Source organism: Citrobacter sp. RHBSTW-01013, assembly GCF_013781985.1.
GTDB lineage: Bacteria > Pseudomonadota > Gammaproteobacteria > Enterobacterales > Enterobacteriaceae > Citrobacter > Citrobacter braakii.
The window spans coordinates 197,345-223,478 of record NZ_CP056185.1 but is presented as its reverse complement, the minus strand read 5'-3'; the positions used below and the strand labels follow the sequence as shown (position 1 = coordinate 223,478).

Here is a 26,134-nt window from a genome sequence, read left to right as displayed (position 1 = left end):
AAAAGAGCCGAATTCGGCGATATTATTGTCATTGTGTGAAGGATATCGGGCCCATCAGGCCCTGTATTAAATATTGTCTTTTTAGCTGGCGCGTCAAGGCGGGCCGAATGAAATTTTTACGCCAGTAAAAACAGCGAGGAAGAATATGCAGCGTTGCGGATGGGTCAGTCAGGACCCACTTTACATTGCCTACCACGACAAGGAATGGGGTGTCCCCGAAACAGATGGCAACAAGCTGTTCGAAATGATCTGTCTGGAAGGCCAACAGGCCGGTTTATCGTGGATCACTGTGCTTAAGAAACGGGAAAATTATCGCCACGCCTTCCACCATTTTGACCCGGAAAAAGTGGCGGCCATGACCGAAGAAGATGTGGAAAGACTGGTACTGGATGCCGGCATTATTCGCCATCGAGGAAAAATTCAGGCCATTATCGGCAACGCTCGCGCCTTTCTGACCATGGCGCAAAACGGAGAATCGTTTAGCGAGTTCGTCTGGTCGTTTGTTGATAACCAACCGCAACTGACCCGCGCCGCCAACCTGAGCGATATCCCCACCTCTACACCTGCGTCAGATGCACTGTCTAAAGCGTTAAAAAAACGCGGATTTAAGTTTGTCGGCACCACCATCTGTTACTCCTTTATGCAGGCATGCGGCCTGGTCAACGACCATGTCACCAGCTGTATCTGTTACCCGAGAGAACAACATGATTCGTGAATCAAAGGCTGACGATCTACCGTCGATTCTGGCGCTGTGGATGGAAAGCACGATCCATGCCCATCCGTTTATCGAAGAACGCTACTGGCGCGAAAGTGAATCCATCGTGCGGGATGTTTACCTGCCAGCCGCACAAACCTGGGTATGGGAAGAAGAAGGGGTGCTCAAAGGCTTTGCCAGCGTCATTGACGACCGCTTTCTCGGCGCGCTGTTCGTCGCGCCTGCCGCCATCAGAAGCGGGATCGGCAAAGCGCTGGTGCAGCATGTACAGCAGCGCTTTTCGTTACTCAGCCTCGAGGTCTACCAGAAGAATCAATCAGCGGTGAACTTCTACCATGCGCTGGGTTTTCGCATTGAAGATGGCGCATGGCAGGAAGAGACTCACCATCCCACGTGGATTATGGGCTGGCAGGCGGATCAAACGCCGTAAGCGTCAACGTTGGTCCGCTGTATTTTTCGAGCCACGCCAGCGCAGTGTTGCCCGCACAGCCATTCCCCAGCTTCGAGCTGGGGAGATCTTTGGTCAGCACGTTGACGGCGCCATTTTTACAAATACCGTTGGCGGCGAGATCCAAATCAGGCCAGGCGCCCTCATGAATACAGATGACACCGGGTTTAATTCCCGTCGTCACGACCGCTCCCGCCAGAACGTGCCCACGCTGGTTCCACACCCTGACCGTGTCGCCATCCGCAATACCGCGCGCTTTGGCATCCTGCGGATGAATCGTGACGGGCTCACGATCCGCTACCGCATACTGTTCGCGCAACGCGCTGTAATTTAGCTGACTGTGCAAACGGTGCGCCGGATGGGCGGAAAGCAGCTGTAACTGGCCCGGCTCGGCGTTACCGAACCACTCATCCGGCTCCAGCCACATCGGATGCCCCGCACAGTCCGCGTAACCGTAACTGGCAATCCTCGCGGAGTAGATTTCAATTTTACCGCTGTCCGTTTTCAGCGGATGCGCCTGTGGGTTGCGGCGAAAATCCGCGAAACGGATAAACTGCGCGCTGGCGGCGTTTTCTGGCATTTCGATCAGCGCATTCCGCTGCCAAAACTCGGTGAATGACGGCAACGTCACCTGCTGGCTAGCCCCACGCTGCCCGGCAATGTTGTAAAAAGTCTCCAGCCATTCCAGCTCGCTTTTGCCTTCGGTAAATCGCTCATATCCGCCCTTCTCCCAGCGTTCACTCAGCTCGGCAAAGACATCAAAATCATTTCGCGCTTCAGCCTGCGGCGATACAACCTGCTTCATCGGCACCAGATGCTGGTTGCTGTAATCGCCGGTCATGGTCAAATCATTACGTTCAAAAGACGTCGTCGCCGGCAGCACGATATCGGCATGCTTCGCTGCGGCAGTCCAGAAACACTCCGAGATAACCACCAGCTCCGGTTTTTGCCAGGCGCGAATCAGACGGTTGGTGTCCTGATGATGGGTGAAGTTAGCGCCGCCCGCCCACCACAGCATACGGATGTCCGGGAAATGGCGGTCCATACCGTTGTGCTGATAAAAACCACTCGGGTTCTCCAGCGCTTCAACAATTCGCGCCACCGGGATTTTATCCACCGCGTCGGTGCCGTTTTTAACGCTGCCCTGCATTGAAGCCAGCACCGCAGCACGGCGCGTTGGGTTGCCGCCGTTGGCAAAATGGTACGACAGCCCAAAGCCGCCGCCAGGCGTCCCGATTTGCCCGAGCATGGCGGCCAGCGTGACAATCATCCAGTGTTTCTGCTCACCATACTGCTGGCGTTGCATACCCCATCCCGCCATCAGCATGGTGGTGTTTTGGTGAAATATCGCCGCAAGTTCACGTATTTTCGCCGCCGGAACACCACAAATTTCAGTGGCCCATTCTGCCGTTTTTGCAACATCGTCAGATTTGCCCAGCAGATAGTCGGCAAAACGGTCATATCCGGTCGTACACCGAGCGAGAAAGTCCGCGTCGTGCCAGCCGTTTTCCACCAGCGTATGCGCGATACCCAGCATCAGCGCCACGTCGGTCCCCATATGCGGAGCGATCCATTCCATCTTCTCGCCAAAGAAATCGACGCTTTCCGATCGCATCGGATCGATACAGATCAACCGCTTCCCGCTGCCACGCAGTGCCTCAAAGTAAGCGAGGCCCTGCTCGTCGGAGGCGTTCCAGGCAATTTTCAGGGTATTCAGCGGATTGGCGCTCCATAACACCACCACTTCACTGTTCTCCAGCACCACCGGCCAACTGGTCTGCTGCTGGTAAACTTCGTTACCGCCCACCACGTACGGCATGATGGCCTGCGCAGCACCCGTCGAGTAATCCCCCAGATGCCCGGTATAACCACCCGCCAGCGCCATATAACGCTGTAGCAGGGTCGCTGCTTTGTGTAACACGCCGTTGGAACGCCAGCCGTAGGAACCGGCAAAAATCGAGGCCGGGCCGTAGCTGTCACGGATGCGTTTATGCTGCGTATGGATAAGATTCTGCGCGTCGTCCCAACTGACACGAACAAATTCATCCTGCCCGCGCACCCCCTGCGAATTCTCCGGCGAGGCGAGAAAGCCTTTACGCACCATGGGAAAACGTACCCGCGTTTTACTGTGTACCTGGTCGCGCACCACGGTTTGCAAAGAGTTGGGATGGGCGGTGGGCAGCGCGCCGCGAGAGGAGAAAACCGTCTCGCCATCGGTTTCGACGAGAATAGGTCCCCAGTGGGCGGCGGTTAACACCGAGTAATGTGCGGGTGAATTAGCCAAGATGGCGCTCCTGAATGCGATGTGACGGCTTATTTATTATGCCGTTCAATGTTACTTACAAATTTCAGAGTCTTCCCTGGAATTTTCTTCATGTTCACACGTCATAATCAACCGCCACGGTCGCTGTGGCAAAGAAGAAAAAGTCATTAAGGAATTAAGATGAAGAAACGTGTTTTTGTTATTGCTGCCATCGTGAGCGGCGCCCTGGCGGTTTCTGGCTGCACAACAAACCCTTACACCGGAGAACGCGAAGCGGGTAAATCCGGCATTTGCGCGGGTATTGGCTCTCTGGTCGGCGCGGGTATTGGCGCACTCTCTTCTTCGAAGAAAGATCGCGGCAAAGGCGCGCTGATTGGTGCGGCGGCTGGCGCGGCCGTTGGCGGCGGTGTCGGCTATTACATGGACGTGCAGGAAGCAAAACTGCGCGACAAAATGCAGGGAACGGGCGTCAGCGTGACGCGCAGTGGCGATAACATCATCCTGAATATGCCAAATAACGTCACCTTCGACAGCAACAGCAGCAATCTGAAACCTGCGGGTGCCAACACCCTGACCGGCGTGGCAATGGTACTGAAAGAGTACAATAAAACCGCCGTCAACGTGCTCGGCTTCACCGACAGCACCGGCAGTCAGGATCTGAATATGCGCCTGTCGCAGCAGCGCGCGGACTCTGTGGCCAGCGCCTTAATCACTCAAGGCGTCGCCGCTAACCGTATCCGCACTCAGGGTATGGGCCCGGCAAACCCGATCGCCAGTAACAGCACGGCGGAAGGTAAAGCGCAAAACCGCCGCGTAGAGATCACCTTAAGCCCGCTCCAGTAACGTTTTGTGCCGGATAATGGCAGCGTCTTATCCGGCATGAAGCACTTGCCATCGTTGATTTTCGCGTTAAGGTGTTGTCACCAAATTTAGGGAAATCAGCGATGAGCAAATCAACACGGGCAACCATCAGCGATGTGGCGAAAGCCGCAAAAACCGGCAAGACCAGCATTTCACGCTACCTCAACGGTGAAAAGCACCTGCTTTCCGACGCGCTACTGGCCCGCATTGAACAAGCCATTGCCGATCTCGACTACCGTCCCAGCCTGATGGCAAGAGGCCTGAAACACGGTCGTACCCGTCTGATTGGTCTGATCATCGCCGATATTACTAATCCCTACTCCGTCAACGTGTTAAGCGGTATTGAAGCCGCCTGTCGCGACAAGGGCTTTACCCCGCTGGTGTGTAACACCAACAACGAAGTGGATCAGGAGCTGCATTATCTCGACCTGCTGCGCAGCTACCAGGTCGAAGGGATTGTGGTCAACGCCGTTGGAATGCGCGAAGAGGGGCTGAACCGCCTGCAACAGTCTGCGCTGCCGATGGTACTGATTGACCGTAAAATTCCCGATTTCGCCTGTGATATGGTCGGGCTGGATAACACCCAGGCGGCAACGGTTGCCACTGAACATCTGGTCGAGCAAGGCTTTGAAGCCATCCTGTTCCTCAGCGAACCGCTGGGCATGGTGAATACCCGCCGCGAACGCCTGAGCGCTTTTCGCGCCACGCTCGCACAGTACCCCGGCGTTATCGCGCAAAATGCCGAAGTCCCGCTAACGGACAATACGCAACTGGATGACACGCTGCGCCAGTTTCACCAGCAGCATCGGGGGATGCGCAAAGCCGTTATCTCTGCCAACGGCGCTCTCACGCTGCAGGTTGCCCGCGCCCTGAAGCGCATTGGCCTTAACTGGGGCAGCGATATCGGCCTGCTCGGTTTTGACGAACTGGAATGGGCGGAGCTGGCGGGCGTCGGTATCACCACGTTGAAACAACCCACATGGCAGATTGGCTACACCGCCGTTGAGCAGGTTGTACGCCGAATTGATGGCGGCTCTGCTGCCATTCAGGAACAGGTATTCTCCGGCGAGCTGATCGTGCGCGGCTCAACCGCCCGTTAAATTTCCTTCGTGATGGTGATCATAAATTCGACATCATGAGCTTTTCTTTGGAACCGGTTCCATCTAGCGTTATAACAAGAATGCTAGTCTGGAGTTTCCATGAAAAGAAAAATTATGGTGGTTACCGCCGCCTACGGCTACGACCAGGTGCGGGCCGCAGGCGGGCAAACGGCAATGTTGCCCATCATTGCCGAAGCCGGTGCTGACGGCGTCGAAATCCGCCGCGAGTTATTAACCGACGCCGAGCTGAAAACGCTGTCCACAATGGCCTCTGCAATCGAACTCTTCGGCCTGCTGGCCTGTTATTCAGCGCCTGAACCGTTATTCCTTGAGGATGGGAACCTGAATCCCCGACTTCCGCAGCTCCTCGAAGAAGCGCAGGCCCTACAGGCGCTGTGGTTAAAAGTCTCTCTCGGTCATTTTTCCCATACCGAACAGTTCGACGATTTACGTGAATGGCTGGACAACAGCGGAATGGAGCTGGTTGTGGAAAACGATCAGACCGCCTGCGGACGCCTGCAGCCGATGCAACGTTTCAATGAAGCCTGTCAGACGCAAAACCTGCCGATATCTCTGACTTTCGATATGGGCAACTGGCTGTGGGTTGGCGACTCCCCGGAACAGGCTGCGCAGAACCTGGCGCCAACCGTCGGATATATCCATGTCAAAGCCGCAGTTACGCATCGCGATAGCTACCGTGCCGTACCGCCTGATGAAGCAGATTCACGCTGGCTGGCGCTGTTAAAAACGCTGCCCAACGATGTTCCGCGCGGTATTGAGTTCCCCCTGGAAGGGCAGGATTTGACGGCGGTTACCCGCCACTACGTCGAGCTGTTACGCGAGGAGTAACACATGAAAAATTCACTGGATGCGGTCACTATTGGTGAAGCGATGGCGATGTTTGTCGCCACGCAAACCGGCGAACTGACGGATGTAGAGCAGTTTATCAAGCGCGTTGCAGGCGCTGAACTCAACGTGGCGACCGGTCTTGCTCGTCTGGGCCTGAAGGTCGGCTGGGTGAGCCGCGTAGGCAACGACAGTTTTGGTCGTTTTATCGTTAAGTCGCTGGAAAAAGAAGGGATAGATGCGCAGGGAGTTACCCAGGACGGGCGTTACGCTACCGGCTTTCAGCTTAAATCTAAGGTCGAAAATGGAACCGATCCCATTGTGGAGTATTTCCGCAAAGGGTCCGCCGCCAGCCACCTCAGCGTTGAGGATTATCACGAGGACTATTTCGCCAGCGCGCGTCACTTGCACCTGAGCGGCGTGGCGGCTGCGCTTTCTGCCAGCTCCTATGAACTACTGGCGCACACCGCCCGCACGCTGAAAGCCCAGGGGAAGACCATCTCGTTCGACCCAAATTTGCGTCCGGTGCTGTGGAAAAGCGAAGCCGAGATGGTGGAAAAACTGAACCGGCTGGCATTCCAGGCTGACTGGGTTTTACCTGGATTAAAAGAGGGGATGATTTTAACCGGCCAACAGACGCCTGAAGCCATCGCCGACTTTTATCTGCGTCACGGAGTGAAGGCCGTGATCATCAAAACCGGGGCTGATGGTGCCTGGTACAAAACAGCCAGCGGTGAACAAGGTTGCGTTGCACCGGTAAAAGTCGACAACGTGGTCGATACGGTCGGCGCAGGCGATGGCTTTGCCGTGGGCGTTATCAGTGCCCTGCTGGAAGGCCGTTCGCTGCATCAGGCGGTGACCCGCGGCAATAAAATCGGCGCACTGGCCATTCAGGTTCAGGGCGACAGCGAAGGATTACCCACACGTGAACAATTAGGGGAATAAACTCCCGGCCAACTCTGTCTCTGTACCCTACATACAGAGGCGGCGTATCAGCATAACCAGAGGGCAGTCTATGAATAGCTCAACTAATGCAGCAAAACGCTGGTGGTACATTATGCCAATCGTGTTTATCACGTATAGCCTGGCGTACCTTGACCGTGCGAACTTCAGCTTCGCCTCCGCCGCCGGTATCAACGAGGACCTCGGCATTACCAAAGGGATCTCTTCCCTGCTGGGCGCTCTGTTTTTCCTCGGCTATTTCTTCTTTCAGATCCCAGGCGCGATTTACGCAGAACGGCGCAGCGTACGAAAACTGATTTTTGTCTGTCTGATCCTTTGGGGCGCATGCGCGTCGTTAACCGGTATGGTCAGCAATATTCCAATGCTTGCCGCCATCCGCTTTATTCTTGGCGTCGTTGAAGCCGCGGTGATGCCCGCAATGCTGATTTATATCAGCAACTGGTTTACGAAATCCGAGCGCTCGCGCGCTAACACTTTCCTGATCCTCGGTAACCCGGTTACCGTCCTGTGGATGTCTGTGGTTTCCGGTTATCTGATCCAGGCGCTGGGCTGGCGGGAAATGTTTATCATCGAGGGCTTCCCGGCCATCATCTGGGCGTTCTGCTGGTGGGTATTGGTAAAAGACAAACCGTCTCAGGTCGGCTGGCTGTCAGAATCTGAAAAAGCCGCCCTTCAGGCGCAACTGGAAAAAGAGCAGCAAGGCATCAAAGCCGTGCGTAACTATAGCGAGGCCTTCCGCTCACGTAACGTCATCCTGCTGTGCATGCAGTATTTCGCCTGGAGTATTGGCGTCTATGGTTTTGTCCTGTGGCTACCGTCGATTATCCGCAACGGCGGCGCAAATCTGGGCATGGTAGAGGTTGGCTGGCTGTCATCCGTACCTTATCTGGCGGCGACGGCGGCGATGATCCTCGTCTCCTGGGCCTCCGATAAGCTGCAAAACCGTAAACTGTTTGTCTGGCCGCTGTTATTGATAGCCGCTTTCGCTTTTATCGGCTCCTGGGCCGTGGGTGCAGACCACTTCTGGATTTCTTACACGCTGTTAGTTATTGCGGGTGCGGCAATGTACGCCCCATATGGCCCCTTCTTCGCCATCATCCCGGAAATGCTGCCGCGCAACGTCGCCGGGGGTGCAATGGCGCTGATTAACAGCATGGGCGCGCTAGGCTCATTCTTTGGTTCATGGTTTGTCGGCTACCTCAATGGCGCAACCGGCAGCCCATCCGCCTCGTACATTTTTATGGGGGTAGCGCTTTTTGTCTCAGTATGGCTAACTTTAATTGTTAAGCCTGCTAATAATCAGCAATTACCTATTGGCGCACGCCACGCTTAAATTTTAACTTACGGAGATTCGCATGAAGCCGTCCATTATTCTCTATAAAGCGTTACCTGACGATTTACTGCATCGCCTGGAAGAGCATTTTACTGTGACTCATGTGCCTAACCTGCGCCCGGAAACAGTCGCACAGCACGCCGAGGCTTTTGCCAACGCGGAAGGTCTGCTGGGTTCCAGTGAAGCCGTCAATACCGCCCTACTGGAGAGAATGCCCAGGCTACGTGCGACATCCACGATTTCCGTAGGCTATGACAACTTCGACGTCGATGCCCTCAACGCGCGCAAGGTGCTGTTGATGCACACGCCAACCGTGCTGACGGAAACTGTCGCCGATACGGTAATGGCGCTGGTGTTAAGCACCGCTCGCCGCGTGGTAGAAGTTGCTGAACGGGTGAAAATTGGCGAATGGACCAAAAGTATCGGGCCGGACTGGTTTGGTACGGATGTACACCACAAAACGCTGGGGATTGTCGGCATGGGCCGTATTGGTCTGGCGCTGGCGCAACGCGCGCATTTTGGTTTTAGCATGCCGATTCTTTATAACGCGCGCCGTCATCACCAGGAGGCGGAAGAACGCTTCAACGCGCGTTACTGCGACCTCGATACGCTGTTGCAGGAGTCCGATTTTGTCTGCCTGATCCTGCCGTTAACCGCAGAAACGCATCATCTGTTTAGTACCGAACAGTTTGCCAAAATGAAGTCCTCCGCCATTTTCATTAACGCCGGGCGTGGGCCAGTGGTCGATGAAAAAGCGCTGATTGCCGCCCTGCAAAGCGGGGAAATTCATGCCGCAGGCCTGGATGTGTTTGAGCAGGAGCCATTACCGGCAGACTCACCGTTATTGGCGCTGCCAAACGTGGTAGCCGTGCCGCACATAGGTTCAGCGACGCATGAAACGCGCTATAACATGGCGGCCTGTGCGGTGGATAACTTAATCGATGCGCTGCAAGGACGCGTTGAGAAGAATTGCGTGAACCCGCAGGTCGCGCCATAAACAAAAGGCCGGGTAGCGCTTACGCTTACCCGGCCTTTTATGTATTACAGCGCCTTCATTACTGAGCGGCATTCACCGCAGCAGTCCAGGCCTGATTAAATGCCTGATGCTGAGAGGCCAACGGGCCAATCAGCGTGTTGTACTGACTTGCCTGCTGTGAAGTTGGGAACTGGATACCGTTAGCGACAAAGCTCACCTGCGTATCCTGCTGTGCCACAAAATCACCAACCTGTACTAACTGCTGCGTGAAGATTTGCGCGGCAGGGATCAGCGGCTGTAGCGCCTCTGAAGGTACAGTGACGACTTTATTGTAGACCTGGTCAAAGACCGGCTTCAGATCCTCGCCCTGCTTCAGCGCGCCATGCGCAGCATCTGCCTGCAGTTTCGCATTCTGCAACTGTTGCCCTAATACGCCCAACGCACCATTTGCCTGACGCAGCGGTTCGCGCTGAGTCACATAATCCTGAGGAACACGAATCGCATTTACGCTATCAACCACCGGGCGCAGACCGGAGTCCATTGCCTGATTAACCTGCTGCGAATAGCCATACAGAATCGCGTAATCGGACACAAACGGGCCAAACTGTTTTTTCTGATCGGCGGTCAGCGTTGGTAAACGCTCTCCGCTACGCATTGCAGTATTCTGCAGAAAATCGATAAACGCTTTGCGTTGATCGCCTTCTTTATCAAAACACCCACTCAGGCCAACTACCATTAAGAGCGCCAAAACAGGCGCAAACCAGCGAGAGCAGGACTTACCTGTCGCCATTTTAATACTCCTTTCACCCAAAAATGCGCACAACGACACCCGCGTGCCTGACGTTGACAAGGATAGTCCAGGTCAGCCCCGCAAGATACCCTTTCCGCGTAATCTTGTGGGGGAAAATAACCGCTCCCGCCACCCATCGTTTTGCTAAACAATGCGCCATTTACCACACGACGTCATATTTTAGTCATCTTTACAATCGGGATCGATCGTTCGCAGATCACGACCTTTATCAGTTCGTTAGCCTGCAAAAGATTGTCGACCCCGATCCGCTGAAACGAATCCATCACGCAAACCTAAAATCCGGCTTCATTTTTTCCGACTACTCTTAATGAGCTTCGATGAAATTCACGATCCCGCTGTGTGATTTGTAGGAGTTCTCAATGGAATACAAAGATCCTATGTTTGAACTGCTGAGCAGTCTGGAGCAGATTGTTTTTAAAGATGTATCGCAGACGGTTACTCTGACGCAAAAAACCAACCCTTTCACCGAATTTGAACAGCTACGACGAGGGACAGGTTTAAAAACAGATGATTTTGCCCGGGTGATGGGCGTGACGGTCGCGACGGTTCATGAATGGGAGTCTAAACGCGTAAAGCCTTCCAATACCGAATTGAAGTTAATGCGCCTGATTCAGGCAGACCCAAGATTAAGTAAGCAACTGATGGATTGAACTATTTTTCAATTTTACTTATGAACGGTCCTGTAAAAGGGCCGTTCCCTTAAGGGGGTTATCCACAAAAAAGAAAATAGTAGTTGCATCCACATGCGTAAAATGAGTTAATGCCCTCAACGGTTTGACGTACAGACCATTACAGCAGTTAGTAAGGCAAGTCCCTTCAAGAGTTATCGTTGATACCCTTCGTAGTGAGCATTTCCTTTACTGTTAAAAAATCTGTAAAGCACGCCATATCGCCGAAAGGCACACTTATTTTTTAAAAGGTAATACACTATGTCCGGTAAAATGACTGGTATCGTAAAATGGTTCAACGCTGACAAAGGTTTTGGCTTCATCACTCCTGACGATGGCTCTAAAGACGTGTTCGTACACTTCTCTGCTATCCAGAACGATGGCTACAAATCTCTGGACGAAGGTCAGAAAGTTTCCTTCACCATCGAAAGCGGCGCTAAAGGCCCGGCAGCTGGCAACGTAACCAGCCTGTAAGCTTAATAAGCTCAAAATTCTGAATCCCTGCCAAACGGCGGGGATTTTTTTTATCTGTACTTCGCAAGACTCCCCGCCCAAACGCTTCTTTGCATTACTTTACCCGTCCTCCCTTTGACCTTTCCCTAAGGGCAAGCTTTATAGTGAGCCAGTCTGTATTCCACAATATTCACAAGGAATTGAAGTTATGTCGAAATCCTCACTGCTGCTGGTTTTAGGTTTGCTCACTACCGCTAGCGCGTTCGCAGCAACTCCGGAAGCTGCTTTTCTGGCGGAACACGGGCTCAGCGGTAAATCCGTCGAGCAAATCGTCGAGACCATTGACCAGTCGCCACAGAACCGCCCGCTGCCGTACTCAGCATCTATCACCAGTACCGAACTGAAGCTCTCTTCGGGCGATCAGATTTATACCCTACCGCTCGGTGACAAGTTCTATCTGTCATTCGCCCCCTATGAATGGCAAACACATCCTTGCTTCAACCACAGCCTTTCTGGCTGCCAGGGCGAAATGCCGGAGAAGGCATTCAATGTCAAAGTGACGGATAACAAGGGTGAGGTGGTGGTACAAAAAGTGATGAAGAGCGGTCGAAATGGCTTCGTCGGGGTATGGCTACCGCGCAACATGGCAGGCACAATCGCGGTAAGCTACAACGGTAAAACGGCGGAGTATCCCATCAAGACGATGGAAGACAGCCAGACCTGTCTGACAAAATTACAGCTGCGCTAACAACATACAAAAAAGCCGGATGGCACAATGCTTATCCGGCTTTTCAAAGTCAGCTCAGGAGCGTTACTGCAGCAGAGAAATATCCGCTACGCGCAGGAACAGTTCGCGCAGTTTTGCGAGCATAGACAGACGGTTAATACGCAGATCTTTATCTTCCACGTTGACCATCACTTTCTCGAAGAACGCATCAACCGGTTCACGCAGTTCCGCCAACTCAACCAGCGCTTCCTGGTAACGACCAGCTGCAAAGACAGGCTCCAGCTTATCGCGCAGCACCACAACCTGCAGCGCCAGCGCAATTTCTTCCGGCTCTTTCAGCGTTGCCGAATTTACGCGGTCATTCAGCGTCTCTTCAGACTTCGCCAGGATGTTCGATACACGCTTGTTCGCTGCAGCCAGCGCGGACGCGGCTTCCAGCGTACGGAAGTGCGAAACCGCCTTCATACGTGCGTCGAAATCAGCCGGACGAGTCGGACGACGCGCCAGTACTGCCTGAATGGTATCGACGGTGTAACCTTCATCCTGATACCAGGCGCGGAAGCGACCGAGCATAAAGTCGATCACATCATCCACCACGTTGGCGTTAGTCAGCTTGTCGCCATACAGACGAACCGCTTCTTCGGTCAACGTTTGTAGATCCAGATTCAGGTTCTTCTCAACGATGATACGCAGTACGCCCAGCGCGGCACGACGCAGCGCAAACGGGTCTTTGTCGCCTTTCGGATGCTGACCGATACCGAAGATACCCGCCAGTGTGTCCATCTTATCGGCAATCGCCACGGCACAGGCAACCGGGTTAGATGGCAGGTCATCACCAGCAAAACGCGGCTGATACTGCTCGTTCAGCGCCACAGCGACATCTTCCGCTTCACCATCGTGACGCGCGTAGTGCATGCCCATCACGCCCTGGGTATCGGTGAACTCGAAGACCATGTTGGTCATCAGGTCGCACTTGGACAGCAGGCCAGCACGCGTTGCGTGGTTAACGTCAGCGCCAATTTGACCAGCAATCCAGCCCGCCAGCGCCTGGATACGGTCAGTTTTGTCGCGTAGCGTACCCAGTTGCTGTTGGAACAGCACGGTTTGCAGACGTGGCAGATGGTCTTCCAGACGTTTTTTACGGTCAGTATTGAAGAAGAACTCGGCATCCGCCAGACGCGGACGAACCACCTTCTCGTTACCGGAGATGATTTGCTGCGGGTCTTTGGATTCGATGTTGGCAACGAAGATAAAGTTCGGCAGCAGTTTGCCGTCGTTCGCGTATACCGGGAAGTACTTCTGGTCACCTTTCATGGTGTGTACCAGCGCTTCGGACGGAACAGCGAGGAATTTCTCTTCGAACTTCGCGGTCAGCACGACCGGCCATTCCACCAGCGAGGTGACTTCTTCCAGCAGGCTTTCACTCAGATCGGCGTTGCCGCCAATTTTACGCGCCGCGTCTTCGGCATCAGCTTTGATTTTGGCTTTACGCTCAGCGTAATCCGCAATCACTTTGCCGCGCTCACGCAGAATTTCTGGGTACTGATCGGCATTATCGATGGTGAACTCCGGCTCGCCCATAAAGCGATGCCCGCGGATCACGCGATCGGACTGAATCCCCAGAATAGTTGCCGGAATAACTTTGTCGCCCAGCAGCAACGTCACGGTGTGAACCGGACGCACGAAGTGAACGTCAGACGCGCCCCAGCGCATCAGTTTCGGGATCGGCAGCTTAGCCAGTGAGGTGGCGATCATATTCGGCAGCAACGCTTCAGCGCTTTCGCCTTTCACATGCGCGCGATACAGCAGCCACTCGCCTTTGTCGGTGGTCAGACGCTCAGCCTGATCAACCGTGATGCCACAGCCACGCGCCCAACCTTCAGCCGCTTTGCTCGGTTTACCTTCGGCGTCAAACGCCTGGGCGATAGCCGGGCCGCGTTTTTCTACTTCACGGTCGGGTTGTGCTTCAGCCAGGGCAGCGACTTTCAACGCCAGACGACGCGGCGCGGCGAACCACTCCACGTTGCCGTGCGCGATGCCAGCATTATCCAGCTCCGCGGTAAAGTTCGCAGCAAAGGACTCAGCCAGGCTGCGCAGTGCTTTTGGTGGCAGCTCTTCAGTGCCGATTTCCACCAGAAAAGTTTTCTCAGACATGGCCGCCTCTTATTTGTCTTTGTTGCACATCGGGAAGCCAAGGGCTTCACGGGAAGCGTAGTAAGCTTCTGCCACTGCTTTGGTCAGGGTGCGAATACGCAGGATATAGCGCTGACGCTCGGTGACGGAGATGGCTTTACGCGCATCCAGCAGGTTGAAGCTATGGGCGGCTTTCAGAATACGTTCATACGCAGGCAGCGGCAGCGGATTTTCCAGCGCCAGCAACTGCTGCGCTTCTTTCTCGTACTGCTCGAAGCAGGTGAACAGGAAGTCCACGTCGGCGTATTCGAAGTTGTAGGTGGATTGCTCCACTTCGTTCTGATGGAACACGTCGCCGTAAGTGGTTTTACCCAGCGGGCCGTCGCTCCAGACCAGGTCGTAAACGCTGTCTACGCCCTGAATGTACATGGCCAGACGTTCCAGACCGTAGGTAATTTCCCCGGTCACTGGTTTACATTCCAGACCACCAACCTGCTGGAAGTAGGTGAACTGCGTGACTTCCATGCCGTTCAGCCACACTTCCCAACCCAGACCCCAGGCACCCAGCGTCGGGTTTTCCCAGTTATCTTCCACGAAACGGATATCGTGAATGGTCGGGTCCATACCCAGCTCTTTCAGAGAACCCAGGTACAGCTCCTGAATGTTGTCCGGAGACGGCTTAATCACTACCTGGAACTGATAGTAGTGCTGTAAGCGGTTCGGGTTTTCGCCATAGCGGCCGTCGGTCGGACGACGAGAAGGCTGCACATAAGCAGTCGCCATCGGTTCCGGCCCCAGCGCCCGCAGGCAGGTCATTGGGTGAGATGTCCCCGCGCCGACTTCCATGTCCAATGGTTGAACGATGGTGCAGCCCTGGCGAGCCCAGTAATCCTGTAAGGTCAGGATCAAGCCCTGGAAGGTCCTGGTATCAAACTTTTGCATATTATTTCGTGCTGGATACGTGTGGATTTAAAGGAAGCGGTCAGTATACCCGCTGGCTGCAAGATATACAGTACGAAACGGGAAAAAGGGGGAACTTAGCGCATGGAAAGGTGTAAAAACTGCCCGTCTGCATCAAAAGAGCAGACAAAACTCTCTTTACGGAAGGTAGAACCACGCATCTCATAGCTGCCCTGAAATTGTTCCAGACCGGAGATATCAATTTTCTGCACTCCAGTGTTGTAGATTTGTGCCGCCTCATTTTTACATAGTGACTCCATATCCAGCGAACGTGTTGCACTGACTTTGATCTTTTGCGCCTTCTGCGCGGGTGCAGGCGGCTGGGTGTCGGCGCACGCAACCAGTAAAAGGGGAACGATCGCGGAAAAGAAATACTTCATCATCATTTTATTACCGCCTGGTTTGCTGGTCAGTCTTATTATTAAGTGTCTGGAAACGGATGCTATTTTGAGAATCTCATCAGACCATCTCAAGCTTTAGCGTAAGAACTCGGATTTTTCCAGTGAGCTACGCTCGCAAATTTTCGGTCAGACTTTTTTTAATGGATACAGAGGAACTGATGCAGCCCAAAATATTCTGGATTGATAACCTGCGCGGGATAGCCTGTCTCATGGTTGTGATGATCCACACCACGACCTGGTACATCACCAATGCGCAAAGCGTCAGCCCGTTGAATTGGGATCTGGCCAATGTGCTCAATTCAGCCTCTCGCGTCAGCGTCCCGTTGTTCTTTATGATTTCGGGCTATCTGTTTTTTGGCGAGCGCAGCGCCAAATCGCGCCATTTCATGCGCATTGCGCTCTGCATCCTGTTTTACAGCAGCGTGGCGCTGGCCTACATCCTGCTGTTTACCTCGATCAACGCTGAGCTGTCGCTGAAAAACCTGCTGCAAAAGCCGGTGTTCTATCACCTGTGGTTTTTCTTCGCGATCGCCGTAATCTACCTGGTTTCCCCGCTGATACAGGTAAAAAATATCAGCGGCAAGATGCTGCTAGCGCTTATGGTGGTGATTGGGGTGATTGCCAATCCCAATACCGTCTCACAAAAAATTGGCGGTTTTGAGTGGCTTCCCATCAACCTGTACATCAGTGGCGACACGTTCTACTACATCGTGTACGGTATGCTAGGCCGAGCGATTGGTATGATGGATACGCACAAGCGCGCGCTTACCTGGCTCTGTGCGGCGTTGTTTATCACTGCAGTGTTTATTATTTCTCGAGGCACGTTGCATGAACTGCGTTGGCGAGGCAATTTTGCCGATACCTGGTATCTCTATTGCGGCCCGGCTGTGTTTATTTGTGCCGCCTCCCTCCTGACGCTGGTCAAAAATACGCTCAGTACGCGCACTCTGCCGGTACTGGGCCTTATTTCCCGCCACTCCCTGGGCATTTATGGCTTTCATGCGCTGATCATTCACGCGCTACGCACCAACGGTGTAGAACTCAAAAACTGGCCGCCGCTGGATATGCTATGGATTTTTAGCGCCACACTGGCGGGAAGTTTACTGTTGTCTGTATTGTTGCAGCGCATCGATACGCGCAGACTGGTGAGCTAACAATAAAAGCCCTCGATCGGTAACCATCGAGGGCATACGATCACTCCGTAAAATCGTCTGCGACTGCCAGCGTTTCTTTTGGATGCTCAAAGCCACTATCACGGATATTTTTCTGCACCGCAACGGTACCAAACAGGCTTAAAAAGAAGGCCAGGCCGTAAAACCCTTTCTCGTTTAGCAGCAGCGTGGCATTCCACAAACCGATAACCAACAATGCAACCGCAATAATAAACGCGGCAAGACAGGTTATGTAGTAAATCGGCGTTGTCGGGATCCCCTCATATTTATCCCGTACCGTCTTTTGATACGACGCAGCAGAAAACAAACCAAGCACCAAAACAGCAAAGTAATACCCCTTTTCGTTCAACTGCATATCGGCATTCCACAACCCCAGCAGATAAACCACAATGCCGCCGAGAAGCGCGACCCATGACACAATACTAAATGCCGGTGAATAAGTTGATGTCCTGTTTTCCATTTAGAGTTCCGGTCCTTTAGATAAATATTCTGCTGAACGCATGAGTAAAACTTGCCCCAGTAAACATACGATGAATGCCAGCGGGAACAGCCCCTTTTCGAGGGGTGATAATGGGACATTCAATACGCCCACCAACAGCACCCCTACCGTGATGAGCGCCACCATCTGACATACAGAGGCGAAGTGTTCATCGTTCTGATTGAGATTTTCTGCACGCTGATAAACGTACGTCACAAACATTCCCGTCATCAGCACGGCGAAAAAATAGCCTTTGCTACTCAATAACGGGCATGCCCGCCATAAGCCAATAACGTAAATCAATGCACCAGAGAAGAATAATATCCATGGCAACAGCCTTGTCGTCTTCATTGGGACCTCCTTATCCATCATGGATACAATATGAATAACCCACTAAAGACAACACAGAAAAGGCCACTACGCCGGACTTTCAGAATAAATTCATGCGCGCTAATTATTAATTAGATTGAAATATATATTTGATAAATCCCCTCTGTTTACCAGAGGGGATTTAGGGTCAGGACATCAGCGGGTGTAATTGCTGATAGATTCGGCGGAAGGTTTCCCGACGCTGTTGGTAAAGGGCATGGCGCTCGACATCAGGATAATGCGCCTGCTCCAGCGTAAGCTGAGGTAGAAGATCTGATAATGGCTGCTGCGGATTAATGGCAATCTGCGCCAGACGCGCCGCACCGAGAGCAGGACCAACATCGCCGCCGGTACGGTAATCCAACTGCAATCCGCTGATGTCAGACAGCATCTGACGCCAGTATTCGCTGCGCGCCCCGCCGCCAATCAGCGTAATGCTGGAGGGCTGCACGCCGCAGGCGTGTACCACGTCCATACCCTCAGCCAATGCAAAACCAACGCCTTCCAGCACCGCCTGAGCCAGCTCCGCCGGACCATGCTGATGCGTCAGACCGAAAAATACGCCCTTCGCCTGCGGGTTGTTGTGCGGCGTACGTTCACCGGACAGATAGGGTAAAAACCAGACCGGCTCAGCGTGTTCATCCGCCTGTTGCGCTGCGGCAATCAACGCAGGAACGCTCGCCAGTCCGGTTAATTTTGCCGCCCAGTCCAGGCAGGATGCCGCACTTAACATCACGGACATCAGGTGCCATCGTTCAGGCAATGCATGGCAAAAGCTATGGACCGCGCTTTCCGGTTTGCTGAGAAAGCCGTCGCTGACCGCAAAATAGACCCCGGAAGTACCCAGCGATAGCATCGCCTGACCGGCATTCATCATGCCCACGCCAACCGCCCCCGCTGCGTTATCCCCGCCTCCGGCGACCACCGCAACCTCCTGCATTCCCCAGGCCCTGGCGACTGCTGGCAACAATGTTCCGGTAATCTCACTGCCTTCATAGAGCGCAGGCATATGCGCACGAGTCAGCTTACAGGCTTCCAGCATGACATCACTCCAGTCACGCTTCGCAACATCCAGCCACAGGGTACCAGCCGCATCAGACATATCGCTGGCGAAATCGCCGGTCATACGCAGGCGCAGGTAATCTTTCGGCAGCAGGACTTTATCAACCCGGCTAAAAATCTCCGGTTCGTGGCGCTGTACCCACAGCAGCTTTGGCGCGGTAAAGCCAGGCATCATCAGGTTGCCGGTGATGGCACGAGACTGCGGAACCAGACTCTCCAGCATGACGCACTCTTCGGCGCAGCGACCATCGTTCCACAGGATAGCCGGGCGCAATACCTTCTGTTGTGCATCCAGTAGCGTCGCGCCGTGCATCTGTCCGGCAATCCCCAACGCTTTCACCTCGCGAAGTGAATGCTGCCGACCCAGGGCTTTCACAGCGCGATCCGTTGCCAGCCACCACTGCTCTGGGTCTTGTTCTGACCATAACGGGTGCGGGCGCGAGACGGTGAGTTTCTCTGTTTGCGAAGCGACCACATCGCCCTGCTCGTTGAGCAGAATGGCCTTTACGCCTGATGTGCCAAGATCTATCCCGATATACATAGGGCATCGTTCCTTAAAGAAAGGCCCGGTCGCGCGAGCTGACCGGGCTTACGGACATGCTCAGAGACCCGTTATTTGTCGAACAAATAATGGTTCACCAGATTTTCCAGCAATTCCTGATGACCGCTCTGGTGCACTGGCGCCAGGTTGTGTTGTTCAGCGTACTGCGCAATTTCCGTCAGCGTCATCTGCCCTTTCAGAATTTGCTGGCCCAGCTCACCATTCCAACCGGCATAACGTTTAGCCACGCGCTGATCCAGACCACCGTCTTCAATCATACGCGCCGCAATTTTCAGCGACAGCGCCATGGTATCCATCGCACCAATATGACCATAGAACAGATCGTATTTATCGGTACTCTGACGACGAACCTTGGCATCGAAGTTCAGGCCACCGGTGGTGAAGCCGCCGGCTTTCAGGATTTCGTACATCACCAACGCATTCTCTTCTACGCTGTTCGGGAACTGGTCAGTATCCCAGCCCAGTTGCGCGTCCCCACGGTTGGCATCGACAGAGCCAAACAGACCCAGCGCGATAGCGGTGGCGATTTCGTGATGGAACGAGTGACCCGCCAGCGTGGCGTGGTTGGCTTCGATATTCAGTTTGATCTCTTTTTCCAGACCGAACTGCTTGAGGAATCCGTATACGGTCGCCGCATCGTAATCGTACTGGTGCTTGGTCGGTTCCTGCGGCTTCGGCTCGATAAGCAAAGTTCCCTGGAAACCGGTTTTGTGTTTGTGTTCCACGACCAGTTGCATGAAGCGACCAATTTGCTCACGTTCCTGACGCAGATCGGTATTCAGCAGCGTTTCATAGCCTTCACGACCGCCCCACAGAACGTAGTTTTCACCGCCTAATTTATGCGTGGCATCCATAGCCGTAACCACCTGAGTGGCGGCCCAGCTGAACACTTCCGGATCCGGGTTCGTGGCCGCGCCCGCGCCGTAACGTGGGTTGGTGAAGCAGTTTGCCGTTCCCCACAGCAGCTTCACGCCGCTCTGCTCCTGTTTTGCCGCCAGTACATCAACCATCTGCGCAAAATTGTTTTTGTACTCTTTCAGCGACGCACCTTCCGGCGAGACATCCACGTCATGGAAGCAGTAGTAGGGCACGTTCAGCTTGTGGAAAAACTCGAACGCCACGTCCGCCTTGCGCTTCGCTAATTCCAGCGCTTCACCGGGCTGCTGCCACGGGCGATTAAATGCACCAACACCAAACATATCTGCACCATTCCAGCAGAAAGTGTGCCAGTAGCAGGCAGCAAACCGCAGGTGATCTTCCATACGCTTGCCTAACACTAACTCATCAGAGTTGTAGTGGCGAAATGCTAATGGATTAGTTGATTTGGTGCCTTCATAACGAACGCGCTCAAGCTGGTCAAAATAGGCTGGCATAATGAACTCCATAATCAGGTAATGCGGCGGGTGATGGATAATGTCGTAATATTGGGCACTCCCCACCTATTGCTCAATTATGTTATTTCATACTGCCATTGAGATAATTCACAAGTGTGCGCTACTTCTCAAAATAAAATCTGAACAATTTAAAAATTGTTACTTATCAAACTTAAATGCAACCCAGGTGACGAATCATTTAAAATACGATCCCGGTCATAAATCAAGAAATAAACCAAAAAACGTAATTGGAAGATAAAAATCTATAATTGCCTTCCCGCCGTTACCTGTTAAAACTCTGCTACGTCTTATGCTGTGATTGTTACTTTTACTGCTATTTCTCCCCTACAAAAGGCATCACGATTATGAAGATGAAGAACATTTTACTTGCTGTTTGCACATCCCTTTTACTCACCAGCGTCGCAGGTCATGCCAAAGAAGTAAAAATCGGTATGGCGATTGATGATCTCCGCCTGGAACGCTGGCAGAAAGATCGCGATATTTTCGTCAACAAAGCTGAATCGCTTGGTGCGAAAGTATTTGTACAATCGGCGAATGGTAATGAAGAAACCCAAATGTCGCAGATTGAAAACATGATAAACCGGGGCGTGGATGTCCTTGTGATAATCCCTTACAACGGCCAGGTATTAAGCAATGTTATCAAAGAAGCAAAACAAGAAGGGATCAAGGTGCTGGCTTACGATCGCATGATCAATGATGCTGACATCGATTTTTATATCTCTTTCGATAATGAAAAAGTAGGTGAATTACAGGCTCAATCATTAGTCAATATTGTTCCCGAAGGGAATTATTTCCTGATGGGTGGCTCACCCGTTGATAACAACGCGAAGCTGTTCCGCGCTGGACAAATGAAAGTATTAAAACCTTATATCGACAGCGGAAAAATTAAGGTAGTGGGCGATCAATGGGTTGACGGCTGGTTACCGGAGAATGCGTTGAAGATTATGGAAAATGCGCTAACCGCCAACAATAACAAAATTGACGCAGTAGTTGCCTCAAATGACGCCACAGCTGGCGGTGCGATTCAGGCGCTGAGTGCGCAAGGATTATCAGGAAAAGTCGCTATTTCCGGACAAGATGCAGACCTTGCAGGCATCAAGCGCATTGTCGCCGGGACTCAAACCATGACGGTTTATAAACCTATTACATTGCTCGCAAATACCGCTGCGGAAATCGCCGTCGAACTGGGAAATGATCAACAGCCTAAAGCAGATACTTCGCTGAATAATGGCCTGAAAGATGTCCCTTCCCGACTACTCACACCTATTGATGTTAACAAAGATAATATTAACGAGACCGTCATTAAAGACGGATTCCACAAGAAAAGCGATCTGTAAGCCATGTGCCCTCTGCAAATCAGAGGGCAATAAAACGTGGTGTCAAATTCGCCACGGATATACGTGAATGTCCACGCAGGGTTCTCTTATTGGCTTATGTGGAGCAGTTATGCCATATCTTCTTGAAATGAAAAACATTACCAAGACATTCGGCGTAGTGAAGGCGGTTGATAACGTTAGCCTTAGGATCAATGCTGGCGAAATCATTTCATTATGCGGTGAAAATGGTTCGGGTAAATCGACGCTAATGAAAGTTCTGTGCGGAATTTACCCGCATGGAACCTACGAAGGTGAGATCATTTTTGCTGGCGAAGCCATCCGTGCCAGCCATATTCGTGATACCGAACGTAAGGGTATTGCGATCATCCACCAGGAATTAGCCCTGGTGAAAGAGTTAACAATACTGGAAAATATTTTCCTCGGTAACGAAATGACCCGTAACGGCGTTCTTGATTACGAGATGATGACGTTACGCTGTCAAAAATTACTCGATCAGGTCAGTTTGTCTATTTCGCCAGATACGCGCGTGGGCGATTTAGGATTAGGGCAACAACAGCTGGTAGAAATTGCAAAAGCGCTGAATAAGCAGGTCCGCTTACTTATTCTGGATGAACCAACGGCCTCTCTCACCGAGCAGGAAACTGCAATACTGCTGAATATTATACGTGACCTACAACAGCATGATATCGCCTGCATTTATATTTCACACAAATTGAATGAAGTTAAGGCCATCTCGAATACCATTTGCGTTATTCGCGACGGTAAACACATCGGCACACGCGATGCGACCAACATGACTGAAGACGATATTATCACCATGATGGTTGGTCGTGAGCTCACCGCACTTTACCCCAGCGAGCCTCATACCACGGGAGAAGAGATTTTACGGGTTGAGAATCTGACAGCCTGGCATCCCGTCAATCGCCATATAAAACGCGTCAACGACATTTCTTTCTCACTCAAGCAGGGCGAAATTCTCGGTATTGCCGGACTCGTCGGTGCAGGACGTACCGAAGCCGTACAGTGTCTGTTTGGCGTCTGGTCTGGTCGCTGGGAGGGAAAGATTTTTATTGAAGGCACTCAGGTGCATATCCATAACTGCCAGCAAGCTATTGCTCATGGAATCGCCATGGTGCCTGAAGACAGAAAAAAAGATGGCATTGTTCCGGTGATGGCTGTGGGGAAAAATATCACGCTGGCTGCACTCGATAAATTTACCGGGGGCATGAGCCATCTTGATGATGCCGCTGAACAAAAATGCATTCTGGAATCGCTTCAACAGCTCAAAGTAAAAACATCGTCCCCCGACCTTGCGATCGGGCGTCTGAGCGGAGGGAATCAGCAAAAAGCGATTCTCGCGCGTTGCCTCCTGTTAAATCCCCGGATTCTCATTCTTGATGAACCCACCAGGGGTATTGATATCGGCGCCAAATATGAAATCTACAAACTCATCAACCAGCTCGTCCAGGAAGGCATTGCCGTGATTGTCATCTCCTCTGAATTACCTGAAGTGCTCGGACTAAGCGATCGCATCCTCGTGATGCATGAAGGAAAACTGAAAGCTAACCTGGTAAATCATAACCTGACTCAGGAGCAGGTGATGGAAGCCGCATTAAGGAGCGAACATCATGTCGAAAAACAATCCGTCTGAAGCGAAACTTTCTCCCTCTATCACAGGTGGTTTCCCAGCAATAAAATCGCTTAACTTGCAAGTCTTCGTCATGATTGCGGCGATTATCGTGATTATGCTGTTTTTCACGTGGACCACTGATGGCGCATACCTGAGCGCACGTAATGTCTCGAACCTGCTTCGACAGACTGCGATTACCGGTATTCTTGCCGTGGGTATGGTGTTTGTGATCATTTCCGCTGAAATCGATCTCTCTGTCGGTTCCATGATGGGATTATTGGGCGGCGTAGCGGCGATCTGTGATGTTTGGCTAGGCTGGCCTTTACCGCTGACGGTGATCGTAACCCTGACTCTGGGATTGCTCCTCGGGGCATGGAATGGATGGTGGGTTGCTTACCGCAAGGTTCCCTCGTTTATCGTCACCCTTGCGGGAATGCTGGCTTTCCGCGGTATTCTGATTGGCATCACCAACGGCACCACCGTATCCCCCACCAGCGCAGCAATGTCTCAGATTGGTCAGAGCTACTTGTCTGATGGCACAGGCTTTGTCATCGGTGCTCTCGGCTTAATGGCGTTTGTTGGCTGGCAATGGCGAGGCCGTATGCGTCGCCAGGCGTTAGGCCTTGCCACTCCCGCATCAACGTCGGCTGTGGGTCGCCAGGCATTCACAGCCATTGTCGTCTTAGGGGCAATCTGGCTATTAAACGATTATCGTGGTGTTCCAACGCCCGTCCTGCTGCTGACGCTGCTGCTGCTCGGTGGGATGTTTATGGCCACGCGCACTGCATTCGGTCGGAGAATTTACGCCATTGGCGGGAATCTGGAAGCCGCCCGCCTTTCAGGTATCAACGTTGAACGCACCAAACTTGCCGTCTTCGCTATTAATGGTTTGATGGTCGCCATTGCCGGGCTCATTCTTAGCTCCCGGCTTGGCGCAGGTTCCCCTTCCGCAGGGAACATTGCAGAACTGGATGCCATTGCCGCATGTGTCATCGGGGGAACCAGCCTGGCGGGAGGGGTCGGGAGTGTTGCCGGCGCCGTCATGGGCGCATTTATTATGGCTTCTCTCGATAATGGAATGAGTATGATGGACGTCCCCACCTTCTGGCAATACATAGTGAAAGGAGCGATATTGTTGTTGGCGGTATGGATGGACTCAGCAACCAAACGTCGTTCCTGAATTTAAGAAGTGGGTGTATCTCAATGCCGGTTAATGCAACCGGCATTGTCTTTTCTACATGATTCAGCAGGAAAAGAACCATGTTGTATAAACGTCATCGTATTACGTTGTTATTTAATGCCAATAAAGCCTACGACCGTCAGGTGGTTGAAGGGGTTGGCGAGTATCTGCAAGCGTCGCAATCGGAGTGGGATATCTTCATAGAAGAAGATTTTCGTGCTCGCATTGATAACATTAAAGAGTGGTTAGGCGACGGCGTTATTGCCGATTATGACGATGATGATATTGCGCAATTACTTGTCGATGTGGATGTTCCGATCATTGGCGTTGGGGGTTCCTACCATCTGCAGCAAGATTATCCACCAGTACATTACATTGCCACCGACAACCACGCGCTGGTAGAAAGCGCCTTCCTGCATCTGAAAGAGAAAGGGATTAACCGCTTTGCGTTTTACGGTCTGCCTGCCTCAAGCGGTAAACGCTGGGCCGCAGAACGTGAATATGCGTTTTGCCAGTTGGTTGCCAAAGAGAAGTACCGCGGCGTCGTCTATCAGGGGCTGGAAACCGCGCCAGAAAACTGGCAGCACGCGCAAAATAGGCTGGCGGACTGGCTGCAAACTCTGCCGCCGCAAACCGGGATTATCGCCGTCACCGACGCACGTGCGCGGCACGTTCTGCAGGCCTGTGAACATCTGCATATTCCGGTACCGGAAAAACTGTGCGTCATTGGTATCGATAACGAAGAACTGACCCGTTACCTGTCACGAGTCGCCTTGTCCTCCGTCGCTCAGGGGGCCAGACAAATGGGGTATCAGGCAGCCAAACTACTCCACCGCCTGCTGGCTCACGAAGAGATACCCTTACAGCGCATTCTGGTTCCTCCTGTACGCGTTGTTGCGCGTCAGTCTACAGATTATCGTTCACTTACCGATCCTGCCGTTATTCAGGCGATGCATTACATTCGCAACCATGCCTGCAAAGGTATCAAGGTTGATCAAGTGTTGGACTCAGTAGGGATTTCACGTTCGAATCTGGAGAAGCGCTTTAAAGAAGAGGTCGGAGAGACCATTCACGCCGTGATTCATGCCGAAAAGCTGGAAAAGGCGCGCAGCCTGTTGATTTCTACCACGCTTTCAATCAACGAAATTTCACAGATGTGCGGCTATCCGTCTCTGCAGTATTTCTATTCGGTATTCAAGAAAGAGTACGACACGACGCCAAAAGAGTATCGCGATGTGAACAGTGAAGTGTTGCTATAAGGATGATAGCCGGAGGGCGAAGTCGCCATCCGG

The 26,134-nt window shown here is 52.7% G+C and carries 25 protein-coding genes; 16 read left to right on the top strand and 9 right to left on the bottom strand.

The genetic code is table 11. From position 1 onward, the window contains the following. Positions 1 to 145 precede the first annotated feature (145 nt). Both tag and HV350_RS01110 read left to right on the top strand, forming a co-directional pair. Positions 146 to 715 carry a DNA-3-methyladenine glycosylase I gene (gene tag / locus HV350_RS01115; protein ID WP_094761601.1) on the top strand — a complete coding sequence of 190 codons (570 nt, stop codon included), beginning with the start codon at positions 146 to 148 and terminating at the stop codon, positions 713 to 715. Continuing rightward, a complete protein-coding gene (locus HV350_RS01110; protein WP_016157718.1) occupies positions 705 to 1,145 on the top strand; it encodes an N-acetyltransferase in 441 nt (146 codons plus the stop codon). The genes tag and HV350_RS01110 overlap by 11 nt, the downstream gene beginning before the upstream one ends. Here HV350_RS01110 and HV350_RS01105 read toward each other — a convergent pair. Then, on the bottom strand, positions 1,114 to 3,447 hold the full coding sequence (locus HV350_RS01105; RefSeq protein ID WP_181629631.1) for a molybdopterin guanine dinucleotide-containing S/N-oxide reductase: 2,334 nt from the start codon (positions 3,445 to 3,447) through the stop codon (positions 1,114 to 1,116). The two genes, HV350_RS01110 and HV350_RS01105, sit on opposite strands and share 32 nt — an antisense overlap. A gap of 159 nt (positions 3,448 to 3,606) precedes the next feature. On the opposite strand from HV350_RS01105, the gene HV350_RS01100 reads away from it, so the two are divergent. From HV350_RS01100 to ghrB, 6 genes are all read left to right on the top strand, one after another. Further along, positions 3,607 to 4,269 (top strand): OmpA family lipoprotein, encoded by a 663-nt coding sequence (locus tag HV350_RS01100; protein ID WP_181629630.1) that lies wholly within the window; start codon positions 3,607 to 3,609, stop codon positions 4,267 to 4,269. 101 nt (positions 4,270 to 4,370) lie between these two features. Beyond that, positions 4,371 to 5,387 carry a LacI family DNA-binding transcriptional regulator gene (locus HV350_RS01095; RefSeq protein ID WP_005133828.1) on the top strand — a complete coding sequence of 339 codons (1,017 nt, stop codon included), beginning with the start codon at positions 4,371 to 4,373 and terminating at the stop codon, positions 5,385 to 5,387. Positions 5,388 to 5,486: 99 nt separating this feature from the next. Continuing rightward, the gene (locus tag HV350_RS01090) at positions 5,487 to 6,236 is read left to right on the top strand and encodes a hypothetical protein (RefSeq protein WP_016154912.1); all 750 of its coding nucleotides are present in this window, start codon (positions 5,487 to 5,489) and stop codon (positions 6,234 to 6,236) included. A 3-nt stretch (positions 6,237 to 6,239) separates the two neighbouring features. Further along, positions 6,240 to 7,178 (top strand): sugar kinase, encoded by a 939-nt coding sequence (locus tag HV350_RS01085; protein WP_046275780.1) that lies wholly within the window; start codon positions 6,240 to 6,242, stop codon positions 7,176 to 7,178. 70 nt (positions 7,179 to 7,248) lie between these two features. Beyond that, entirely contained in the window at positions 7,249 to 8,529 is a 1,281-nt protein-coding gene (locus tag HV350_RS01080; RefSeq protein WP_003827389.1) for an MFS transporter, read from the top strand. 22 nt (positions 8,530 to 8,551) lie between these two features. Next, a complete protein-coding gene (gene ghrB / locus HV350_RS01075; protein ID WP_016154914.1) occupies positions 8,552 to 9,526 on the top strand; it encodes a glyoxylate/hydroxypyruvate reductase GhrB in 975 nt (324 codons plus the stop codon). A 58-nt stretch (positions 9,527 to 9,584) separates the two neighbouring features. On the opposite strand, the gene HV350_RS01070 is transcribed toward ghrB, so the two are convergent. Continuing rightward, entirely contained in the window at positions 9,585 to 10,295 is a 711-nt protein-coding gene (locus HV350_RS01070; RefSeq protein ID WP_016154915.1) for a DUF3053 domain-containing protein, read from the bottom strand. Between the two features lie 380 nt (positions 10,296 to 10,675). On the opposite strand from HV350_RS01070, the gene HV350_RS01065 reads away from it, so the two are divergent. The 3 genes from HV350_RS01065 to cueP all read left to right on the top strand — a co-directional run bounded on the left by HV350_RS01065 (position 10,676) and on the right by cueP (position 12,185). After that, complete coding sequence (locus tag HV350_RS01065) at positions 10,676 to 10,966, top strand: HTH-type transcriptional regulator (protein WP_016157726.1); 291 nt, start codon at positions 10,676 to 10,678, stop codon at positions 10,964 to 10,966. A gap of 279 nt (positions 10,967 to 11,245) precedes the next feature. Then, the gene (gene cspA / locus HV350_RS01060) at positions 11,246 to 11,458 is read left to right on the top strand and encodes an RNA chaperone/antiterminator CspA (protein ID WP_000014594.1); all 213 of its coding nucleotides are present in this window, start codon (positions 11,246 to 11,248) and stop codon (positions 11,456 to 11,458) included. A gap of 187 nt (positions 11,459 to 11,645) precedes the next feature. Then, complete coding sequence (gene cueP, locus HV350_RS01055; RefSeq protein WP_016157727.1) at positions 11,646 to 12,185, top strand: copper-binding periplasmic metallochaperone CueP; 540 nt, start codon at positions 11,646 to 11,648, stop codon at positions 12,183 to 12,185. Between the two features lie 63 nt (positions 12,186 to 12,248). Here the strand turns inward: cueP and glyS are convergent, their stop codons facing one another. The 3 genes from glyS to HV350_RS01040 all read right to left on the bottom strand — a co-directional run bounded on the left by glyS (position 12,249) and on the right by HV350_RS01040 (position 15,643). Further along, positions 12,249 to 14,318 (bottom strand): glycine--tRNA ligase subunit beta, encoded by a 2,070-nt coding sequence (gene glyS, locus HV350_RS01050; RefSeq protein ID WP_016157728.1) that lies wholly within the window; start codon positions 14,316 to 14,318, stop codon positions 12,249 to 12,251. Positions 14,319 to 14,327: 9 nt separating this feature from the next. Then, entirely contained in the window at positions 14,328 to 15,239 is a 912-nt protein-coding gene (gene glyQ, locus HV350_RS01045; RefSeq protein WP_001168551.1) for a glycine--tRNA ligase subunit alpha, read from the bottom strand. A gap of 95 nt (positions 15,240 to 15,334) precedes the next feature. After that, on the bottom strand, positions 15,335 to 15,643 hold the full coding sequence (locus tag HV350_RS01040; RefSeq protein ID WP_181629628.1) for a YsaB family lipoprotein: 309 nt from the start codon (positions 15,641 to 15,643) through the stop codon (positions 15,335 to 15,337). A gap of 173 nt (positions 15,644 to 15,816) precedes the next feature. Between HV350_RS01040 and HV350_RS01035 the strand changes: the two genes are divergently transcribed. Beyond that, a complete protein-coding gene (locus tag HV350_RS01035) occupies positions 15,817 to 16,812 on the top strand; it encodes an acyltransferase (RefSeq protein ID WP_047358213.1) in 996 nt (331 codons plus the stop codon). A gap of 40 nt (positions 16,813 to 16,852) precedes the next feature. Here the strand turns inward: HV350_RS01035 and yiaA are convergent, their stop codons facing one another. From yiaA to xylA, 4 genes are all read right to left on the bottom strand, one after another. Continuing rightward, positions 16,853 to 17,290, bottom strand: coding sequence for an inner membrane protein YiaA (gene yiaA, locus HV350_RS01030; RefSeq protein WP_016154922.1), 438 nt, complete (start codon positions 17,288 to 17,290; stop codon positions 16,853 to 16,855). Next, on the bottom strand, positions 17,291 to 17,659 hold the full coding sequence (yiaB, locus tag HV350_RS01025; RefSeq protein ID WP_047415855.1) for an inner membrane protein YiaB: 369 nt from the start codon (positions 17,657 to 17,659) through the stop codon (positions 17,291 to 17,293). Positions 17,660 to 17,825: 166 nt separating this feature from the next. Next, entirely contained in the window at positions 17,826 to 19,280 is a 1,455-nt protein-coding gene (gene xylB, locus HV350_RS01020; RefSeq protein WP_047415853.1) for a xylulokinase, read from the bottom strand. Positions 19,281 to 19,351: 71 nt separating this feature from the next. Then, entirely contained in the window at positions 19,352 to 20,674 is a 1,323-nt protein-coding gene (xylA, locus tag HV350_RS01015) for a xylose isomerase (RefSeq protein WP_016154925.1), read from the bottom strand. Between the two features lie 365 nt (positions 20,675 to 21,039). Between xylA and xylF the strand changes: the two genes are divergently transcribed. From xylF to xylR, 4 genes are all read left to right on the top strand, one after another. Further along, complete coding sequence (xylF, locus tag HV350_RS01010) at positions 21,040 to 22,032, top strand: D-xylose ABC transporter substrate-binding protein (RefSeq protein ID WP_016154926.1); 993 nt, start codon at positions 21,040 to 21,042, stop codon at positions 22,030 to 22,032. A 109-nt stretch (positions 22,033 to 22,141) separates the two neighbouring features. After that, positions 22,142 to 23,683 carry a xylose ABC transporter ATP-binding protein gene (locus tag HV350_RS01005; RefSeq protein WP_046275786.1) on the top strand — a complete coding sequence of 514 codons (1,542 nt, stop codon included), beginning with the start codon at positions 22,142 to 22,144 and terminating at the stop codon, positions 23,681 to 23,683. Beyond that, positions 23,661 to 24,842, top strand: coding sequence for a xylose ABC transporter permease XylH (gene xylH / locus HV350_RS01000; protein WP_016154928.1), 1,182 nt, complete (start codon positions 23,661 to 23,663; stop codon positions 24,840 to 24,842). The genes HV350_RS01005 and xylH overlap by 23 nt, the downstream gene beginning before the upstream one ends. Before the next feature lie 80 nt (positions 24,843 to 24,922). Then, a complete protein-coding gene (gene xylR, locus HV350_RS00995; RefSeq protein ID WP_181629627.1) occupies positions 24,923 to 26,101 on the top strand; it encodes a D-xylose utilization transcriptional activator XylR in 1,179 nt (392 codons plus the stop codon). Positions 26,102 to 26,134 lie beyond the last annotated feature (33 nt).

Bases quoted from the DNA above. Each gene is read 5' to 3' on its own strand.
- HV350_RS01095 (WP_005133828.1), top strand. From the start codon at position 4,371: ATGAGCAAATCAACACGGGCAACCATCAGCGATGTGGCGAAAGCCGCA.
- HV350_RS01065 (WP_016157726.1), top strand. From the start codon at position 10,676: ATGGAATACAAAGATCCTATGTTTGAACTGCTGAGCAGTCTGGAGCAG.
- xylH (WP_016154928.1), top strand. From the start codon at position 23,661: ATGTCGAAAAACAATCCGTCTGAAGCGAAACTTTCTCCCTCTATCACA.
- HV350_RS01005 (WP_046275786.1), top strand. From the start codon at position 22,142: ATGCCATATCTTCTTGAAATGAAAAACATTACCAAGACATTCGGCGTA.
- xylB (WP_047415853.1), bottom strand. From the start codon at position 19,280: ATGTATATCGGGATAGATCTTGGCACATCAGGCGTAAAGGCCATTCTG.
- glyQ (WP_001168551.1), bottom strand. From the start codon at position 15,239: ATGCAAAAGTTTGATACCAGGACCTTCCAGGGCTTGATCCTGACCTTA.
- HV350_RS01035 (WP_047358213.1), top strand. From the start codon at position 15,817: ATGCAGCCCAAAATATTCTGGATTGATAACCTGCGCGGGATAGCCTGT.
- ghrB (WP_016154914.1), top strand. From the start codon at position 8,552: ATGAAGCCGTCCATTATTCTCTATAAAGCGTTACCTGACGATTTACTG.
- cueP (WP_016157727.1), top strand. From the start codon at position 11,646: ATGTCGAAATCCTCACTGCTGCTGGTTTTAGGTTTGCTCACTACCGCT.
- xylF (WP_016154926.1), top strand. From the start codon at position 21,040: ATGAAGATGAAGAACATTTTACTTGCTGTTTGCACATCCCTTTTACTC.
- HV350_RS01090 (WP_016154912.1), top strand. From the start codon at position 5,487: ATGAAAAGAAAAATTATGGTGGTTACCGCCGCCTACGGCTACGACCAG.
- tag (WP_094761601.1), top strand. From the start codon at position 146: ATGCAGCGTTGCGGATGGGTCAGTCAGGACCCACTTTACATTGCCTAC.
- glyS (WP_016157728.1), bottom strand. From the start codon at position 14,318: ATGTCTGAGAAAACTTTTCTGGTGGAAATCGGCACTGAAGAGCTGCCA.
- HV350_RS01070 (WP_016154915.1), bottom strand. From the start codon at position 10,295: ATGGCGACAGGTAAGTCCTGCTCTCGCTGGTTTGCGCCTGTTTTGGCG.
- HV350_RS01085 (WP_046275780.1), top strand. From the start codon at position 6,240: ATGAAAAATTCACTGGATGCGGTCACTATTGGTGAAGCGATGGCGATG.
- yiaB (WP_047415855.1), bottom strand. From the start codon at position 17,659: ATGAAGACGACAAGGCTGTTGCCATGGATATTATTCTTCTCTGGTGCA.
- HV350_RS01100 (WP_181629630.1), top strand. From the start codon at position 3,607: ATGAAGAAACGTGTTTTTGTTATTGCTGCCATCGTGAGCGGCGCCCTG.
- HV350_RS01080 (WP_003827389.1), top strand. From the start codon at position 7,249: ATGAATAGCTCAACTAATGCAGCAAAACGCTGGTGGTACATTATGCCA.
- xylR (WP_181629627.1), top strand. From the start codon at position 24,923: ATGTTGTATAAACGTCATCGTATTACGTTGTTATTTAATGCCAATAAA.
- HV350_RS01040 (WP_181629628.1), bottom strand. From the start codon at position 15,643: ATGATGATGAAGTATTTCTTTTCCGCGATCGTTCCCCTTTTACTGGTT.
- HV350_RS01110 (WP_016157718.1), top strand. From the start codon at position 705: ATGATTCGTGAATCAAAGGCTGACGATCTACCGTCGATTCTGGCGCTG.
- yiaA (WP_016154922.1), bottom strand. From the start codon at position 17,290: ATGGAAAACAGGACATCAACTTATTCACCGGCATTTAGTATTGTGTCA.
- cspA (WP_000014594.1), top strand. From the start codon at position 11,246: ATGTCCGGTAAAATGACTGGTATCGTAAAATGGTTCAACGCTGACAAA.
- xylA (WP_016154925.1), bottom strand. From the start codon at position 20,674: ATGCCAGCCTATTTTGACCAGCTTGAGCGCGTTCGTTATGAAGGCACC.